This window comes from Streptomyces sp. NPDC060027, assembly GCF_042737005.1.
Classification (GTDB): domain Bacteria; phylum Actinomycetota; class Actinomycetes; order Streptomycetales; family Streptomycetaceae; genus Streptomyces.
The window spans coordinates 1-4585 of record NZ_JBHWVI010000382.1 but is presented as its reverse complement, the minus strand read 5'-3'; the positions used below and the strand labels follow the sequence as shown (position 1 = coordinate 4585).

At 73.0% G+C, this 4585-nt stretch carries 3 protein-coding genes; 1 reads left to right on the top strand and 2 read right to left on the bottom strand.

Going from position 1 to position 4585, the window contains the following annotated elements; genetic code table 11:
- Positions 1–41: 41 nt before the first annotated feature.
- Together ACFWBT_RS41955 and ACFWBT_RS41950 are read right to left on the bottom strand one after the other, a co-directional pair.
- The gene (locus ACFWBT_RS41955; RefSeq protein WP_385709784.1) at positions 42–1313 is read right to left on the bottom strand and encodes an FAD-dependent oxidoreductase; all 1272 of its coding nucleotides are present in this window, start codon (positions 1311–1313) and stop codon (positions 42–44) included.
- Positions 1313–2890 carry an ATP-grasp domain-containing protein gene (locus ACFWBT_RS41950; protein ID WP_385709782.1) on the bottom strand — a complete coding sequence of 526 codons (1578 nt, stop codon included), beginning with the start codon at positions 2888–2890 and terminating at the stop codon, positions 1313–1315. The genes ACFWBT_RS41955 and ACFWBT_RS41950 overlap by 1 nt, the downstream gene beginning before the upstream one ends.
- Before the next feature lie 237 nt (positions 2891–3127).
- On the opposite strand from ACFWBT_RS41950, the gene ACFWBT_RS41945 reads away from it, so the two are divergent.
- The coding region (locus tag ACFWBT_RS41945; protein WP_385709779.1) for a glycosyl hydrolase at positions 3128–4585 on the top strand (1458 nt) is incomplete at its 3' end.

The following is a 4585-nucleotide window of genomic DNA, read 5'->3' as shown; positions in this document are numbered from 1 at the left end:
ACCCGGGAGTGCTCCACCCGCCCGCCCGGTGGTCGCCGGTGTCAGCGCCCGGCGCCGAGTCCCAGGTCCGACGCCTGTCGACGGCGTCCCCCGGGCGTCGGGATCCGCCCGCCGGTCGGCCCCGTGCGCAGCCGTCGCCGTACGCCGCGCACGAGGGTGTCCGCCGTGAAGCCGGCGCCGTGCACGAAGCGCATGGCGGGACCGAAGCCGGACGCGGTGATCAGGCCCGCCATGAAGAGGCCCGGCACCGACGACTCGAAGTCCCGGCCGATGCAGGGCGACCCGTCGGGCAGCGCCGACAGACTCGCGCGCAGATCGTCCGTGAGCAGGCCGAGCCGCTCGCGCCGCGCCCTGAACCCCGTTGCCGCGATGACGTGATCGGTCTCCAGGCACGTCGGCGTGCCGTCCCGGTCCACCGTTTCGAGCCGTACGCCGATGCCCGAGCCGTAGGCCGACGTGACCTCGTGACCCAGCATCAGCTCGACCACCGGTTCGACGCGGTCGCGCACCCACCAGGCGCCTGCCGGGCCGAGCGCGGTGGCCGCGATCCGCGTCCGGGTGGGTTCCGGGAGCCGGCGGAAGAGGCCGGGGCGCTCGGCGTAGAACCAGTTGCGCCAGCCGCAGCCCAGACCGCTGTGCGGCGCGCGTGCGGACCGCCACCACGGCCGCTCCAGGGCGGGCGGCACGTCGTTCCAGTTCAGCCGGTCGGCGCGGGCCAGGACCCTTGCCCGGGTGCCCTGTTCGGCGAGCAGGGCCGCCGTCTCCAGGGCGGCCTGGCCGCCGCCGATCACCGTGACGTCACGGCCCCGGAAGCGGGAGAGCTCACCGTGGTCGGTGCTGTGCGACGCCTGCTCGGGTCCGAGGCCGCTCAGCGCAGCCGGCATCTCGGCGAAGGGCATCACGCCGATGGCCAGGGCGACCGTGCGGGCGCGCAGCACCTCGCCGTCGTCGACCAGGGCCTCGAAGCCCCCGGGGCAGGTCCGCACGCGTACGACCATGCGTTCGTCGACGTCGGGCACGGCGTTGCGGGCGAACCACAGGCCGTAGGAGGCGAACATCTCGACCGGGATCGGCTCTCCGTGCCGGACCTCCACACCCCGGCCCGCGCAGTACGTCTCCAGACGCCTGCGGCCGTCGGGGTCGGAGAGGCTGGACGCCCACGGCTCCGACTTCAGGAACATGCCGCGGGGCATGTGGTCCCGCCAGGACGCCATGGGCCGGCCGAGGACGCGCAGGCTCAGCCCGGTCGCCGCGGCGTGGGACGCGATGGACAGGCCGTAGGGGCCGGCTCCCACCACCAAGAGGTCGTACATCAGCAGCTGCTCGCTTTCTCGTCGTCGGCAGGGGCATGGGCCAGGGACCCCGAGGGCAGGGCGGTCACGGCGGTGGGCACCTGGGCGGAGCGGGGGTCCTTGCGCGGAACCGGCCCACCGCGCGGTCGTACGACGGTCGGGTCCGCGCGGATCGCTCTCTCCACCGCGGCCGCCGTGACCCGCGGCGGCCCGACCACCGTCCCGGCCGCCTCCCGCGGCGGCCCGACCACCGTCCTGGAGGTCTCCCGCGGCGGCCCGACCACCGTCCCGGCCGCCTCCCGCGGCGGCCCGACCACCGTCCTGGAGGTCTCCCGGGGCGGCCCGACCACGGTCCCGTAGGCCTTGGCCGCCCCGTTCGTGTCCGCTGTCCCGTCCGGGTCCGCGGCGACCGGTCCGCGCACCAGCCGGCCGGCGCGCTGCGTCAGGCGCAGCGACACATGGCGGGCCCACAGGCCCCACAGCGCCCGCCCGGGGGCGCGGTCGTCCACCGCGTGCCAGGCCAGTTCGCGCCCCGCGGACCGGGGACGCAGCGCCCCGAGCGGCGCGTAGTTCTCCACCACGAACGCGCGGCCCGGCAGGGGCACCGGAGCGGGCAGCGGACGGTGGGTCAGATCCAGGTGCAGGGCGCGTACGACGTCCAGGCCCGCCCCGTCCTCGAAGAGCCGGAACTGGGCACCGGGGCGGGGGTTGAAGTCGAGCAGGTGGTAGCGGCCCGCGGCGGCGTCCCTGCGGAAGTCGAGGTCGAAGATGCCGCGGTAGCCGAGGACCTCGGTGAGCCGTTCGACGATGGCCTGGAGGTGCGGGTTGGGCGTCCAGCGGCCGACCACCGTGAGGCCCGCGCCGCGGGGCCAGGCGCGGTGCTTGCGGCCCGGGCCGCCGCCGTGCGTCACCCCGTACCGGTCGACGTAGCCGTGGAAGAACCAGTCGCGGTCGGGCCCCGGCGGCAGGAAGGACTGGAGCAGCAGCCGACTGCCGGCCTCCTCGGTGCGCGAGTACAGCGCGCGCGCCTCCTGGGCCGAGCGGACCACCACCGTGCTGCGCAGGCCCGTTCCGGCCGGGACCAGCCACGGGCGGCTCCACTTGGCCACCAGGGGCAGCCCCAGCCGCCGGGCCGCCGCGGCCGCCTGCGCCGGGCTGTCGGGAATCAGGGTCACCGGGTGCGGAACGCCCACGCTCTGGCAGACGGCGGCCAGTTCGGCCTTGTCGGCGACGCGTTCGGCGAGGGCGCCGGGCTGCTTGGGCAGCAGATACCCGGCGGTGAGTTCCTCGCCCAGACGGCTCACCGCCAGGGCGCTCGCGTCATCCATCGGCACCAGTACGGCGGGGCGGGAAACCCGGGCGGCCACTCGGCGCAACACGGCGGCGATGTCCGCGGTGGACGAACCGGGTGGTGGCGGGGGGTGCATCGCGCACACAAAGCGCGATCTGCGGACGGGACTTCCCTCGGAATCGGCGACGAGGTGCACCTCCACACCGGCTCTGCCGAGTGAGCGTACGGCCCCCAGCGTTCCGTGGTGAAAGGGATTCCGGTCAATGCGCAGCAGGACGGCGGGGACCCGGGTGTCGAGAATCGGCACGGGCTTTCCTTCGGATCGGCGACAAGGTCGGCGACGGGATCGGGAACGGATCGGGAACGGGGTCGGGCGCACGGTCGGGAGGAATCGGGAAGGACGTGGTGACCGTGCGGGTCACCCTTGCGAGTGATCAGCAGGGGTGCGTGCCGAAGCCTCGGTTGGCTGAATGGGAATTCATATGACTGAGTGTCAGTAATCGGAAATGGAAATCCGAGGATCAAGAGGGAGAGAGGAGCAGGCATGGCCCCACAGCAGCAGCGGCCCCGGAACAGAAGGCTGGCGTTCGTCGCGGCCGGCATCGTCACGTCGGTCGCCCTTGCGTCGGGTCCGGGATACGCCGTGGGCGCCGGGGTGGTGCGGGTCGGCGACCCGCCGGCTCCGACACCCACGGTGGTGACACCGCTCGCGACCTCCTCGACCGAGGCCGGTGTCAGGGCCGCGACCCAGCCGCCGACGCCCGCACCCGCTCCCACCGGGCAGGTCACGGCTTCCGCCGTAGCGGCGCTGCCCGTCGCGACCGGGGTGAAGCCCACGTCAGCCGCCAAGCCGGCCCCGGCCGAGCCGCCGGCCTTCGGCGCCTATCTCGACTACGGGATCAGGGGTATCGCCCGGATGGAACAGCTCAGCCAGTGGCTGGGCGGCACCGAGTTGCGGGTCGGGCACACGTATCTGCCCGGCGACCGCTGGAGCAACATCGAGGGCGCGCCCGGATTCCTGGAGGCCTGGGCGGACTGGCGCCGTGAGAAGGCCGACCGGATGCTCGTCCTCAACGTCCCGATGATGGAGCGCAACGAGGACGGGCTTTCCGACGGCCATGTCGGCCTCCTGCTGCGTGAGGCCGCCGCCGGAGAGTTCGACCACCATTTCCGCGCGCTCGCCGAGCGGCTCGTCGAGCTGAACGTGCCCGACACCGTCATCGTGCTCGGCTGGGAAATGAACGGCATCACATACACCCATCGCTGCGGTCCCGACCCGGAGGCCTGGAAGAAGTACTGGAACAGAATCGTCACCACCATGCGGGCGGTGCCGGGACAGAGATTCCGGTTCGACTTCGCCCCGAGCCGCGGCCAGGACGCCATTCCCTGGACCGAGTGCTATCCGGGGGACGACACGGTCGACATCATCGGCATGGATTCGTACGACCAGCCGTCGGGACTCTCGTTCGACGAGCAGGTGAAGGAGCCGTACGGGCTTCAGGAGCAGGTCGACTTCGCGAAAGCCCACGGGAAGGCCATTTCCTATCCCGAATGGGGACTCTTCCACAACGGCGACAACGCGGATTACGTGAAGCGCATGCTCGCGTGGATCGACGAGCACAAGCCGTTGTACAACACGCTCACCGACTACTGCCCGCACGGCGTGTGGCAGTGCGAGGACAATCCGCAGGCCTCCCAGGTCTACCGTGCCGCGCTGTCCCACCTCGCCGACCCGGTCACCGACCCGGCGACGGACCCGGTCACCGACCCGGTCACCGATCCGGCGACGGACCCGGCGACGGACCCGGCGACGGACCCGGCGACGGACCCGGTCACCGACCCGGCGACGGACCCGGTCACCGACCCGGTCACCGATCCGGCGACGGACCCGGCGACGGACCCGGTCACCGACCCGGCAACAGACCCGACCCCGACGCCTGTGCCGGCTTCGACGCCGACGCCTGTGCCGATCCCGACCCCGACGCCTGTGCCGGCTTCGACC